Raw genomic sequence first — 13359 nt, forward strand, 5'->3', positions numbered from 1 at the left:
ACGACGATTAGTCCGTTCTGGTCCCCCCGGCCCCTGTTCCGCTACGCTCCACAGGGGCCGGGGGACCAGAACGGAAAGAAGAAACTCCACTTTTAAACTGTCCGGCTAAAGCCGACCACCTCAGTAGACATCCCAATTCAGTTTGAAGGAGGTTCTGCCCAGATTTCCGATAGAAATGGTAACTTGTTGCTTTACACCAACGGATGCGAAATATACAACGCTTCTCATCAGTTAATGGAAAATGGTGATCACCTCAACCCCGGATTTATCTACGATCTGATTTGCACTGACGATAGAAGGGGGTATGCAAACTCTCACCAATCCGCTACGATACTACCATGGCCAGGAGACGATACTAAGTATATCCTTTTTCATAAGACACTAGAGTTCGATGAAGATCAAGTGGATGGAGAGTTTTCCGATAATCGTCGTACAATGATGACGGTCATCGACATGAAACTGGGGGAAGGATTAGGAGCAGTCACCATCAAGAATGATTTGTTCGATACTACCCGGGTGGAGCCCACCATGTACTTTAACCGTCACGCAAATGGAGAAGACTGGTGGATGCTTAGCCCTCATCGTAGCATTGATGTTTTTTCTATTTTCCTGATTGATAGTGCAGGCGTTCATTTTCAATTTACGCAGCAAACAGGGCTGATCGACTCAAAGTGGACGAGAGGTGGCGACCAAGGCTTGTTTAATCCGGCGGGCGACCAGTTTTACCGCTGGAACGGCAAGCAAGGAATGCAGTTGTTCGATTTTGACCGGGAAACAGGAATGCTGAGTAATTTTCGACACATTCCGCTGTCTTTGGCTGACCAGACCATTGGGCAGAATGCATCGGGAGGTATGGGGGTGTCACCAAGCGGTCAGTACGCTTACACAAGCAATGTGTACGATATTTTTCAGTACGACCTCTGGGCTGAAGATGTCGGGGCCAGCCGTCTCACGGTCGGGGAAGTCGGTAACCCCGATAACCTGCCACAGGGCTTGCAGCCTTCGGCCTTCAGCTTTCAGTTGGGCCCAGACTGTAAGTTGTACTCCTTTGCCATAACGGGCGATGCTCACCACGTGATCCACAACCCCGACGAACGCGGCCTGGCGTGTGGTTGGGAACAGGGGGGGCTGCAACTGCCATTTCCAGTCTTTCGCGACCAGATTTACTATCCCAACTTTCGGCTCGGCCCTCTGGGCGACGAGGGCAGTCCCTGCGCTGAACCTATTGTGACCTCCACGGATGGCCCCACAATGGAGCCAACAAACTTGTCCGTTTATCCTAATCCCGCTACGGGGCCGGTCACACTGTCTTTGGCCGCACGTGCTGGAATGTTACAACTTCGCTGGGAGCTGATAACGGGCCAGGGCCGAATAGTCAGAACAGCGATCCTGGGTTTTGGGGAGGACGTCTCCGTTCAATTGGAGGGGCTGCCCGCTGGGATGTATTTCTGGCGATTGTCCGGGCAGGGGCATCTGGTTGATTCGGGCAAGTTGATAGTCGAGTAAGTAGTGGTTATACCCTGCTGTAGCTACACGGGGTCCGCGACCTCATTCTGTTGAAATTTCTGACGTTTTTCTTTAGATTTCCAGCACCGGCTATTCTCCGTCTCCTTAGCTGGTTACGATTTCATAACTGAATAGATAGAAACCTACCGTTTAGATCGCGTTATGTTTAACTGAACATTCTTATAAGGACTAGATTTACAGGCTCCATAGCAATGAAATCCTCCACCTCAACCCGAACTTCTACTTCTTTGGAGGCGCCTTTCGGGTCGTCTTCGTACTTTTTGAAGGTTTCAGAGAAGGAGTATTACCTGGAGTACTCTTGTTATCTCTCTGGCGTCTGTCGGGTTTGCCGGTTGACTTGGCTATCCTTTTCGGTCCTGGTTTAAGTGGCATGATATTTTATGTTTTACTTTTAATAATACGCACCCTTAAAACAAACGGCAGGTTTGAGAAGTTGCAAGAAGCTTAGTAAAGTTGGGATAAGCTATGTGTAACATAGTGAACACTATTAGCTATAATGTTTCACCAAGGCAGGCCATCTGTCTCAAAAAGCCCGACTATTAGGCCTGATGATCAACTCTTACCCGCAAAATCTGAAACACTACTGGCAGGTACTGTTTCAACCTTCATTGTGCCGAAATCCACCTGACAGAATACTACGCTGGGACAGATTTCCCTGCCAGGGAACGATCCTCCCTCTAAATTCCGTACCTTGAACCCGGGCGCAAACCAGATTGTCACTCAACCCCCTCCCAGCCTCCCCACACCGCTGCGCTGGGGAGGAGCAATCGCGACAATCTGGTTTGCGCCCCCTTCCACCCGGCCTACTTTAACAAAGGTTTTTCCATCGTTTAAGAATCAAGTCGTAAGCGGAGAGCGTTCTCTGTAAACCTCCGCTCCGCATCCTGCGACCGCGCCGTACTATTATTGTCAGATAGCTTTACCCCAGTCTTTCCCGAGTTATGAACATGATCCCGCGTATTCTTTCCCTGATCCTGCTGTGTGCAGCCAGTACCCTAACCGCCCAACAGTCATACAGGGGCGACCTTTCCACGCATACCGCAGAGGAGGGGCGTTGGGTAGATTCCGTTTTTGCCACCATGAACCTGGACCGTCAGCTGGGGCAACTCATTATGCTGCGGGCACACTCGGACCGGGGAGCAGACCATGTCGCTCACGTGAAGGCCGAGATAAAAAAGTACCACGTCGGCGGACTCTGCTTTTTTCAGGGGACACCCGAAAAGCAACTGGCCCTGACCAACGAATACCAGGCGCTGAGCAGCCTGCCGATGATGGTGAGTATGGACGCGGAATGGGGGCTGGGGATGCGCCTGCCCGACCATACGATCAGCTTCCCGAAGCAGATCGCGCTCGGAGCGATCCGTAACAACGAACTCATCTACGATATGGGCGCTGAGATTGCCCGGCAGATGCACCGTATGGGAGTGAATGTCAGCTTCAGTCCCGTGCTGGACGTCAACAACAACCCCAATAATCCGGTCATCAATACGCGTAGTTTCGGCGAAGACCGCTACAACGTTATGGCCAAAGGATACCAGTACATGAAAGGCCTGCAGGACAATGGCATCCTGGCCAGCGCCAAGCACTTTCCCGGTCACGGAGATACGGGCACCGACAGCCACTACGACCTGCCGGTGATAACCCATGACCGCGCCCGCCTCGACAGCCTCGAGCTTTACCCGTTCAAAGCGTTGATCCGTTACGGTATCGGGTCGATCATGGCTGCTCACCTGCAAATACCGGCGCTGGACGACCGGAAAAACCGCCCGACTTCTATGAGCCTCCCGGTCATTACCGACTTACTACGTCACGAACTCGGCTTTACGGGATTGGTGTTTACCGATGGGTTGGAAATGAAAGGTGTAACCAACCATTACAGTAACGGGGAAGTTGAAGCCGAAGCGATTATGGCCGATTCCGACATCTTACTCTTGCCGGAAAGCACGCCGGCAGCCATCACTGCGATAAAGAGGTACATCGCTGAGGGGAAGATCACGGAGGCGGATATCGAGAAGAAGGTCCGTCGGATTTTGTTGAGTAAATACCGGCTTGGCCTGAACCGACTTACGTTTCCCAGTCCGCGAAACCTCCGCGGCGAGTTGAACAGCCCGGAGGCTTACAGCCTGAAGCAGCGTCTGTTCGAAAACGCTATGACCCTGGTGCGCGATAGTGAAAAACTAGTGCCTGTACAACCAAAAGCACGGGGCAAAGTCGTGACCGTTCACATCGGGCAGCAAAGTCCTACTCCGTTCAGCCGGCGGGTCGATGACTACGTAAAGACAACACATTACAGTACTTCTTACAAGGTCTCCGGGGCCGACCGCCAGCGGATCGAAAATGCCGTTGGCGAAGGAGATCAGGTGATTGTGGCACTGTATTCCGATGGCAGCCGCTTCCTCGAGAAAGTTCCCGTGGGGCCGGAGGTGCTGGGGCTTCTCCGGGCGCTGGATGCTAAAGCCGAACTGGTACTTTCGGTATTCGGCAATCCTTACAGCCTGGCCGGGCTCGATGGTTTTGGGACCGTATTGATGGCTTACAGCCGCGATGATGTAGCCCAGGATGCCGCGGCTCAGGGTTTATTCGGGGCCAATAAGATTAACGGTCGCCTGCCGGTGACGGCAAGCCCCTCGGCGGCGTTCAACGCCGGCCTGGAAACCTCGCCCGCCTTCCGGATGGGCTACGCCAACCCGGAAGCAGTAGGTATAGACGGTAACCTGCTGGATGCCAAAATAACCACCCTGGCGAATCAGGCAATGAGCCGCAAGGCGACCCCAGGCATGGTAGTGCTGGTAGGGCGCAACGGAAAGATTGTTTACGAAAAAGGCTTTGGCCGCCATACGTACAGCCGGAGCTCCCGGAAGGTAGACCCCAGTGATATTTATGACCTGGCCAGCCTCACCAAAGTATGTGCCACCACCCTTTCAATCATGAAGTTGGTGGAAGAAGGAAAACTCAACCTCGATGTCCCGATTAGTAACTACATGCCCGAATTGGTGGGCACCGAGGTGGAATTTCTAACCCTGAGACCGATTCTGGCTCATCGTGCAGGCCTGCGCAGTTGGGTCCCTTTTTACGTGGAAACCCTGAACGCAAACGGGAAACCGAGCTCGCAGTATTACCGGAGTCAGAGAACAGGGGATTTCCAGATTGAAGTCGCCGAAAAATTATTTATGCACAAGAGCTACGTTGATTCGATGTGGCATAAAATATACACCAATGAGTTGCCCAACGAGGGGCAGTACCGCTACAGCGACCTTGGTTTTTACATTATGGCTAAGTTGATTGACCAAATCTCGGGCCTTACGGTAGACGAGTACGCTGCACGTAATTTTTACCGCCCTATGGGCCTTGAAACGATGACTTACCGCCCGCTGAGGAGCTTTCCTAAGAGCCGCATACCGCCGACGGAGAACGATAATTACTTCCGTCATGCGCAGGTTCACGGAACGGTCCATGATATGGGCGCTGCTATGCTTGGTGGCGTAAGCGGACACGCTGGCTTGTTCGGGTCGGCACGGGATATTGCAACCATCTTCCAGATGTTGTTGCAGGAAGGCAACTACGGCGGGGTACAGTACCTGCGCCCCGAGACCGTCCGCCTCTTTGCGCACCGGTATGCTGATGAAACACGCCGTGGGCTTGGCTTTGATATGAAGCAACTCAACGAAAACCGGAGTATGAACATTTCACCCTTTGCCTCCGAGAAAGCATTTGGTCACCTCGGGTTTACGGGAATTGCTGCCTGGGCGGACCCCGTAGAGGACATAGTTTTTGTCGTGCTCTCTAACCGGACTTACCCGAGCATGAACAACAATACGTTCGGGAAACTGGACACGAGGCTACGACTACACTCCGCCTGTTACGAGAGCATCATGAAGGGGAAATCCTTTGAAGGTCGGGGCGGGTTCGGGTTCAGTAAAGCGCCCTGATCGGAAAAGCATAGAGGCTTTATCCGGCTTTGACCTTACGCTCTGTTGAACCCTCGTTGTTGATCTGTCACTCCAATTCTTTTTGCACTAATGCCAGCGTGCTGCGGGCTTGTTCGATGGCCTCTGTATAAGCGTCGATGGTGGAACTGATACTGAACTGGTTGTAGACGACGTGATTCATAGCGGCCCGTTTTACGGTCAGATCGGTCAGGTTAGGTAGGATGTCCGGACTCTGCTGGTTATAAGCCGCAAAGTTGAAGTTTTGTACTATGAAAGGTAGCAGGAAATTATCGCGGTAGCGGGTTACGTCGTCATTGTTGTGCTCAACCAGGCTGTAGGACCTTGTGTACAATTCGGTCAGGTTGCGAACGATGTCGTCGTTGCGAATGAGCTCCATACGGCCGGTGCTTTCCAGGGCCCGGAAAGTGACCAGGCTGGGGTTGAAGTTGATTGTACTGGTAAGACTTATAAACGAAGCTGCCATACCTGCGGTCTGGCCCGGAGTGGGATTCTGCTCGCTAAAAAAAACGCTTATTTGCTGGCAGGCGTCGATTTGATCCTGGCGTTGTTCGAGGTCAGCTTCCAAAGCTTCCAGATCGCTGGTCAGGTCTTTGACGATGTCGTTGAGATAGGCGCTTTCGCGGGCTCCGTCTTTGTATCCGTTAAACCATTCGGTGATGGCAACCGAAAGCAGAATACCAACGATGATGATGGAGATTTCGAGCAGTGCTTTTCTGAGCCAGGAGCGTTTGGCGGGGGGAGTTGAAGCAGGTGGCTTGGTAACCATAAGGCGAAATATGGGTTTGAGTATTTCAAATATACGGTACGGCGGTGAGCCGTACCTTCGCGTTTCAGGCAAGCCAGTCGACACATGAGTAAACAAAAATTCGGAACAGCCCCGGTATTCTTCACCGCCATCAGCACCATCCTGGGAGCAATCATGTTCCTCCGGTTCGGGTTTGCGGTAGGTATGGTTGGGTTGGCGGGTACTATGGTCCTCATCCTGATTGGCCATGCCGTTACGATTCCTACGGCGATGGCCATCGCCGAAATCGCCACCAACCAGAAGGTAGAAGGCGGCGGAGAATACTACATCATTTCCCGGAGTTTCGGCTTAGTGATTGGTTCAACGATCGGGATGGCGCTCTATATGTCTCAGGCGATTTCGGTAGCGTTTTACATCATGGCTTTTACGGAAGCCTTCCGGCCGTTGGTCGATTGGGTGCTAGCTACCTATTCACTCCTTCCGTGGGCAGACTGGCTGCTGTCTCAGCCGCAGACGATTGGTATTCCTGCTCTGTTGCTGCTGACCGGCCTGATCCTCTCCAAAGGGGCAGACCTGGGCGTGAAGGTGCTCTACAGCGTGGTGTTCACGCTGGGTATTGCGCTGGCCGCTTTCTTTTTGGGAAGCACGGAGTATGCTGAGAACAACGACATCAACTTCTTCAACAGGTATACAGGTACGGTAGCAGAGAGCCAGGCAACCATCGACGGAATAACCCAGGCTGACCCTTCCGATACCGTGTCTTTTGGGGGCGAAGAAGTGGGGCTTCGCGAAGCACCCTCCGCTGCACCTGCGTCCGCGCCTGCTCCGAAACCAGTTGTTCCCAATATCAGTTTTTTTACCGTTTTTGCCATCATTTTTCCTGCTTTTACCGGCATGACGGCGGGCGTGGGATTGAGTGGAGACCTCAAGGATCCCGGGCGCAGCATTCCGTTGGGAACCCTTGCCGCGACGATTGGCGGAATGGTGATTTATTTCTTCATGGCGTGGAAACTGTCGGTTTCCGCTTCTCCGGAAATGCTGGCTGATACCAACCGCCTGGTGATGGCCGACATCGCATGGCAGGGTTGGTGGATTATCCCACTGGGACTCGCCGCCGCAACGATCAGTTCTGCCCTCGGGTCAATTCTGGTCGCGCCCAGAACGTTGCAAGCTATTGCCGCAGATGAAATTTTCCCCGCTCCGGCACTCAATAACTGGATCAGCAAAGGGAAGGGCGAAAACAACGAGCCCTACAACGCCAGCCTGATTACCGTGCTGCTGGCTGCTTTTTTCATCATGCTGGGAGCGCTGGACAGTGTCGCCGAGATCATCTCGATGTTCTTCATGGTTACTTACGGCTCGCTTTGCCTGATCAGTTTCCTCAACCACTTCGCGGCCGATCCGAGCTACCGCCCCACTTTCCGCTCCAAGTGGTATGTCTCCCTTTTTGGCGCGCTTGCCTGTTTCGGGCTAATGTTTTTCATGAACTCGACTTACGCTGCGCTGGCGGTGGTCCTGATCGGGATCCTCTACGTTTACATCGCCTACGCTAACCCGGACAAGCGGAGCATGGCCCTCATCTTTCAGGGGGTTATTTTCCAGTTCAGCCGGCGGCTGCAAATTTTTCTGCAAAAGGCCGATAAGGAGGAAAAGAAGAGCTGGCGCCCGAGTGTGATCGCAGCCAGCGATGCCACGTTTACCCGCCTGGGAGCCTTCGATTTACTGCGCTGGCTGAGCCAGAAGTACGGATTCGGAACTTACCTGCATTACGTAAATGGCTACCTGAGCCACGAAAAAAGTGAAGAGGCCGCACAAATTAAAAAACGGATCATCCGGATGGCCGAAGCGACCGACAGCCGCATCTATGTGGACACCATCGTCTCGCCTTCTTACACTTCAGCTATCGCCCAAACGGTACAGTTTCCGGGCATTGCAGGTACCGAAAACAATCTTTTGCTGCTGGAATATTCCAAGAACAACAAAGAAGGCTTGTCGGACATCATCGACAATTTCAAGCTCATCAAGTCGGTTGATTTCAACGTAGGAATTCTTGGCTTGTCGGAGCGGGGCTTCGGACTGAAAAAAACGATCCACGTATGGATCACAAGGGCGCACTACGAAAGTGCCAACCTGATGATTTTGCTGGCTTACGTGATGACGGGACATCCCGACTGGCAAGGTGCGCAGATCAAACTCTTTGCGGTCTTCGAAGAATCCAAGATGGCTGCCGAAGAGCAGGCGCTTTACGACCTCATCGAAACCGGTCAGTTGCCCATCAGTCGCAACAATATCGACGTGTTGTGCCGGATGGACGACACGGACTCCAAGGCCGTCATCGCCCGCAAATCGGGCGAAGCAGACCTCGTTATCCTCGGCTTCCGGGACAAAGCCCTCAAGCGTATCGGCGAAGATTACTTTGCGGGCTACGATGAGATTGGTAACGTCCTGTTCGTGAATGCGAGTGAGGAGGTGGAAATCCGTTAAGTTTTTTTCCCGGGCACGGATGCAGGTGCAGGGCCAGGTTGCTGAAGGGGAACGTACGTCAGGGTGAGTTCGGAATGTATGCCATAATTTTACCTTCTCCGGGCAGCCCAATCGCTACACTTACCCGGTTGGGCAGGGTTAAAGTGGTCTGATGTCGGCAGTCACTTGAACCTCAGGAGGCTCATTTCAATTTAGTTGTTACAAATTTCGGTTATGCCAACGCACAACATTTCTTACGACGCCCATCCATCACCAGCAGCACTGAGTGCTGAGGACCAGGAACTGCTGGAGGCCGCAAAAGGAGCTCTGCCCAATTCTTACTCTCCTTATTCCAACTTTCAGGTGGCTGCCGCTGCCCGGTTGGAAGACGGTACCGTCGTCACCGGTTGGAATACCGAAAACGCTGCTTACCCAATGTGCATCTGCGCCGAGCCGGCGACCCTGGCGGCGGCCGCCAGCCAGCGGCCCGGAATGCCCGTCGTTGCAATGGCCATCACGGTAAAGTCGGCCAACCACGTGCTCGATCAGCCCGCGAGCCCCTGCGGCTCCTGCCGGCAACAACTGCACGAGCACGAGTCGCGCTTCGGAACCAAAATGAAGCTCATCCTCCGTGGAGAAAGCGGACCGGTTTTCGTTTTCGAATCGGCAGGTGATATTCTACCCTTCGGTTTTTCGGGGAAGTTGCTCTGAGGTAGAAACTAAAATGCCAGCAACCCTGTGTGGTTACTGGCATTCTAGCTTAATGGCTTCCTGCGTCTTATTTCTTGAAGTGCGCAATAATCTGATCCGCAAGTTCAGTACCGATGTTGTACTGCGCTTCGCCGGTGGCAGCGCCGATGTGTGGCGTTACGCTGATCTTCGGGTTCTCGAGAAGGTCACGGCGTGGGTTGGGCTCGCCTACGAATACGTCAAGGGCCGCACCGCGGACTTTACCAGATTCGAGCGCAGCGAGCAGGGCATCTTCGTTGATGACACCTCCACGGCTGGTGTTGGCGAGGATGACGCCGTCCTTCATTTTGGCGAGTTCATCTTCTCCGATGAGGTTGCCGCCGGGAACGTGGATGGTGATGTAGTCGGACTCGGCCAGCATTTTGTCCATGCTGACAACGGGTACGTCGACCATCACTTTCTGACCCATCAAATCGATTTCGATGGCTTCGGTTTCTTTGACGAGGTCTACGGGCAAAACGTTCATGCCCAGACCGATCGCAATGCGCGCAGCTTCGACGCCGATACGGCCGAAACCGAGGATGCCGAGCGTACGGCCGCGCAGCTGCTGGCCGCCGGCGTAAGACTTCTTGAGTTTCTTGAACTCGCTGCCTTCGGCGCGCAACTCGAAGTTGGAGCGCTGTACGTCGCGGCTCAGGCCGAAGAAGTGAGCAAAGACGAGCTCGGCAACACTGGCGCTGGAAGCGGCGGGGGTGTTGTAAGTCGGGATGCCCTTGGTCTTGGCGTAGGCGTGGTCGATGTTGTCGATGCCCACACCACCGCGGCAGATCACCTTCAGGTTCGGGCTGGCGTCGATCAGTTCCTGCCGCACCTTGGTGGCGGAGCGGACGCAGATGACGTCGAAATCGTTGAGTTTGGTCATCAGCTCATCCTGGGGGATGTGATCCGTGACGACTTCGAAGCCAGCGGCTTCGAGTTGGGCTTTACCGTTGGGGGCAATTCCGTCGTTGGCAAGTACTCTGATCATTACGTTTAGTTTTCTTGGGGGTTAAAGTCGGGCTCGTTAGCAGGTGCAAAGAAACGTAAAAAGATGGGGCTAGTAAGCGGAAATAGTCGGCTTTTTACGGTGGCTCTCCACCCCGGCCGCAGTACACTCCGTGTGCAAGTGGCTGCGGTGCCGAGTAGACCTTCGCGCTCGGAGAGCACGACGACCGCTCGCAGCCGGAGGCTGCATCGACCGGGTTACCAACTTTCGACGGGGAAGACCAACTCCACCCGCGTACCGGCCACCTCGCCTTCCGCGTCGAGTACATCCGCAACCTCCATCCGCCCCTTCATCGTTTTCAGCCGGGCCTGGGTAACGTCCAGCGCGACGGATTTGTGGCTGGTCGGGCGGCTGGCTTTCCGTGCGGCGGCGGCGTTGCGGCCGATACCGTTGTCGGAAACCGTACACTGCATCCTGCGGCCGCGCATAATGAAACTTACGCTGATGTGCCCGGCCCGGCCCTCCAGCGGGGACAGTCCGTGGAGCACCGCGTTTTCGAGGAACGGCTGCAGTAGCATCGAGGGCATGCTCACCTCTTCGGGGTCCACGTTTTCTGGTGGGGAGATGGTGTAGGTGAAGTCGAACGGTTGGCAGAAGCGCTCCATTTCGAGGTACTCCGTCAGGGTGCTGATTTCCTGGCTGAGCGGTATTGTTTCGCGGCGGCTGTTGTTCAGGATGCCCCGCATCAGCTTGGCGAAGCGCCCGATCTGGCGGCGGGCTTCGGCGTCGTTTTTTCCGTCTACTAAACCTCTGATGCCGTTCAGGGCATTGAAGATGAAATGCGGATTCATCTGTAGTTGCAGCGCTTTTTGCTCCAGGCTGAGGAGTTGGTTTTGGGCTTCAATTTCTTCGCGCTTCCGGGCCTCGGAACGTTGAATGCGCCGGTAGAAAAAATAAAAAGCAGCGACCATAAGCGCGATGCCCGCCAGTGCCATAAGCGACCAAACCCAGCCTTGCCGCCAAAAGGGAGTCGCTACAGCGAAGGTATATTCGGCTGTCTCGCCCCAGGTTTTGCCGCCGTCGGTAGTCGCCCGGACTTCAAAGGTGTAATTCCCGGCTGAAAGGGAAGTGTACCTGACCGACGTCTCGTCGGTCACCGGCGACCATTCTTTCTCGTAAGGTGCGAGCCGCCACTGAAAGCGGACACGGTCGGGGTAAGTAAGGTCTACGGCTCCGAAGCGGAAATTGAGGTGGTTGTTGCCGGCAGCCAGATGCGGAATTCCGTTCTCAAGGACGTAATCTTCTTCTTCAATTGGTTCGTAAAACAAGTCGATGCGACTGATATTGACGGGAGGAGGAGCAACGTAGCCATCGGCGTCATCGGGAAGGACCGACACGAGCCCGTTGGTGGTGCCGAACCACATCCTTTCGCCGTCGTAGGCCGAGGAGATGACGCTTGCGGCAGGAAATCCCTCCGCCTTTCCGTAGCGGCGGAACCAGTCTGGTCGGCCATCCCGGTCGAGGTAAATGCGTACGAGGTCCCGATCGGTTCCCAGCCATATCTCAGCGCCGTTGTTGTTCCGTTGCCTGGTGTAGCCTTGCGGGACAAGTATAGTGTTGATGTCGGTCGGCATCACCCCGAATCTGGAGGGTAGGGGAGCGAAGCGGACTTTGTCCATCATCAGGTCCGTATAGTACAACCCGTAGCCAGCGACCGCAACCCACAGCTGGGTGCCGGAGCGAACGCCCATTGCGGTTACGGGCCCGCGGGGCAACCCCGTTTCGGAACCATAAATGGCTACCATCGTGTCAACTTCCTGATCCCAACGGTAGACGTTACCGAGCTTGTCGCCCAAGATGATGTTTCCTCGTGGCCCGTAGGTTGCAGCGGTGAAATTGGTCAGGGGGATATCTTCGTCTGGGCCAAAGTTCTCGACCTGAAAGGTCGAATCCGCTGGCCTGATCATACAAATTCCCTGGTCGTAGCTCACCGCCCAGAGGATCTCTTCCCTACTTGGGAGAGAAGTAAGGAACTGGTTGCCGGGCAGCCCGTCCCGAAAGGTGAGGTGGCTTACTTTCAGGCTGTCGTTGAGGACGTAGATGCCCCGGTCTGCGGTAGTGATGAAGAGCCCGTAGCCCGGTACTTCGTTCAGGGAGGTTATCTCGGTTCGGGGTGGAACCACGTCCGTAAGCGGCGGATAAAACCTGCTGGAATCATAGCGTTGCAGGCCATCCTTGCCCAGCGCCAGCCACAGGCCTCCGTCGTAGGCGGCATAAATATCCGTGATGCGCCGGCCTGCGGGGCCGTCTTTACCGGGAGGGGAATACTGGATTTCGGAGGGGACCATCCGTGCAAGGCCGCCGTTGGTCGCTATCCACACCCGTCCCTGCCGGTCCTGAATCAGGGCGCGGACGCGGGTGCCGGGTAAGTTGAGGGGAGCGGTGAAATGCCCGTTGGGCTCACCGTTTTTACCGATGAGATAGAGACCATCCTCAGTGCCCAACAATTGCTCTCCTGAGGGCAGTTTGAGCTCAGCGGTAACGGAGAGGTTCTTTCCGCCCGGAAGGCGAACGTTCTTTGGGGCGGCGGGCTCCGGCGCTTCAACTTTCTCTGCACCTGCGTCTGCGCCCGAAAACAGGTTTTTTACGGCAGAGAAGCGCGATGTTCCGGTGTTGGTCCTGACGGTCAATCCCCGGCCATCGCTATACACCGACCTGACGAAATTGTCGGAGAGCCCCTCTGCGGTAGAGAAAACGGTGAAGCTTTTGCCATCGAACCGGGCTACTCCGCCTCCGTTGGTGCCAACCCAGAGGTAGCCGTTGTCGTCTTCGGCCAGAGCGGTTACGTCGGTAGCGGGCAGGCCATCGGCGACCGTCCACTGCAGAAAAGCATAAGACTGGGCCTGCAGGAAACCACAGGTGAGGGAGAGGATGAAGATCAGGTGGAGGCGCACGACTGCAAGATAGAGGTCAGCGTGCAGAAAGCAGAGTGTAGAATT

The 13359-nt window shown here is 54.8% G+C and carries 7 protein-coding genes; 4 read left to right on the forward strand and 3 right to left on the reverse strand.

The genetic code is table 11. The annotated features are described in order from the left end of the window. Positions 1-234: 234 nt before the first annotated feature. Together FUA23_RS17750 and FUA23_RS17755 are read left to right on the forward strand one after the other, a co-directional pair. Complete coding sequence (locus FUA23_RS17750; RefSeq protein WP_147932109.1) at positions 235-1506, forward strand: T9SS type A sorting domain-containing protein; 1272 nt, start codon at positions 235-237, stop codon at positions 1504-1506. Positions 1507-2468: 962 nt separating this feature from the next. Next, entirely contained in the window at positions 2469-5456 is a 2988-nt protein-coding gene (locus tag FUA23_RS17755; protein WP_147932110.1) for a glycoside hydrolase family 3 N-terminal domain-containing protein, read from the forward strand. A 67-nt stretch (positions 5457-5523) separates the two neighbouring features. Here FUA23_RS17755 and FUA23_RS17760 read toward each other — a convergent pair whose 3' ends face one another. Next, positions 5524-6243: a hypothetical protein gene (locus FUA23_RS17760; protein WP_147932111.1), complete on the reverse strand. Its 720-nt coding sequence runs from the start codon at positions 6241-6243 to the stop codon at positions 5524-5526. Positions 6244-6327: 84 nt separating this feature from the next. Here FUA23_RS17760 and FUA23_RS17765 point away from each other — a divergent pair, with 84 nt between their 5' ends. Continuing rightward, the gene (locus FUA23_RS17765; RefSeq protein ID WP_147932112.1) at positions 6328-8706 is read left to right on the forward strand and encodes an APC family permease; all 2379 of its coding nucleotides are present in this window, start codon (positions 6328-6330) and stop codon (positions 8704-8706) included. A 213-nt stretch (positions 8707-8919) separates the two neighbouring features. Next, positions 8920-9396: a cytidine deaminase gene (locus tag FUA23_RS17770; RefSeq protein ID WP_147932113.1), complete on the forward strand. Its 477-nt coding sequence runs from the start codon at positions 8920-8922 to the stop codon at positions 9394-9396. Positions 9397-9463: 67 nt separating this feature from the next. Here FUA23_RS17770 and FUA23_RS17775 read toward each other — a convergent pair whose 3' ends face one another. Next, positions 9464-10402: a D-2-hydroxyacid dehydrogenase gene (locus FUA23_RS17775; protein ID WP_187271115.1), complete on the reverse strand. Its 939-nt coding sequence runs from the start codon at positions 10400-10402 to the stop codon at positions 9464-9466. Positions 10403-10617: 215 nt separating this feature from the next. Beyond that, the gene (locus FUA23_RS17780) at positions 10618-13314 is read right to left on the reverse strand and encodes a sensor histidine kinase (RefSeq protein ID WP_147932114.1); all 2697 of its coding nucleotides are present in this window, start codon (positions 13312-13314) and stop codon (positions 10618-10620) included. Positions 13315-13359: the final 45 nt, after the last annotated feature.

Source organism: Neolewinella aurantiaca, from assembly GCF_008014675.1.
GTDB lineage: Bacteria > Bacteroidota > Bacteroidia > Chitinophagales > Saprospiraceae > Neolewinella > Neolewinella aurantiaca.